This window comes from Exiguobacterium sp. UBA3968 (assembly GCF_002385115.1).
In the GTDB taxonomy this organism is placed as follows: domain Bacteria; phylum Bacillota; class Bacilli; order Exiguobacteriales; family Exiguobacteriaceae; genus Exiguobacterium_A.
Genome location: NZ_DGCW01000003.1, coordinates 6,299 through 6,961, shown reverse-complemented (window position 1 = coordinate 6,961; position 663 = coordinate 6,299). Strand labels below are relative to the sequence as shown.

Sequence of the window (663 nt, the reverse complement as noted above, 5' to 3'; positions counted from 1 at the left end):
GAAGAAGAAGTCTTCAAGCAACCGGCGCGTCGCCGGAAGCAGACGACGAAGCTGACGAACGCTGAACGGATCAAGAGTTACCAAGAATTGAAGACAGGTGATTACGTCGTTCATATTCATCATGGAATTGGGCGGTACCATGGCATCAAGACGATTGATGTAGCCGGTAATCATCAGGATTATCTCCATCTCGTCTACGCAGGAGAGGACTCGTTGTATGTTCCTGTCGATCAGATCGACTTGATTCAAAAGTACGTCGGGGCTGAAGGGAAAGAGCCGAAAATCTATAAACTCGGTGGAACGGAATGGAAAAAGGTCAAAGCGAAGGTTCAAAAATCGGTCGAGGATATCGCTGATGAATTGATCAAGCTCTATGCGGCTCGTGAAGCTGCCGTCGGTTTTGCTTTCCCAGAGGATGACGATAACATGCAAGCGTTCGAGGCTTCCTTCCCATATGAGGAAACGGTCGATCAATTGCGATCAATTGCCGAGATCAAGAAAGATATGGAACGTCCGCGTCCGATGGATCGTCTATTATGTGGCGACGTCGGGTACGGGAAAACGGAAGTGGCGATTCGTGCAGCCTTTAAAGCAGTCATGTCTGGAAAACAAGTGGCATTGCTTGTACCGACGACCGTCCTTGCGCAACAACACTACGAAACA

Annotated in this window: 1 protein-coding gene; it reads left to right on the top strand. The window is 48.9% G+C overall.

What is annotated here, in order from left to right:
* Positions 1–663: CarD family transcriptional regulator (locus B3S86_RS00165; RefSeq protein ID WP_290747868.1), on the top strand; the 663-nt coding region annotated here is incomplete at both ends.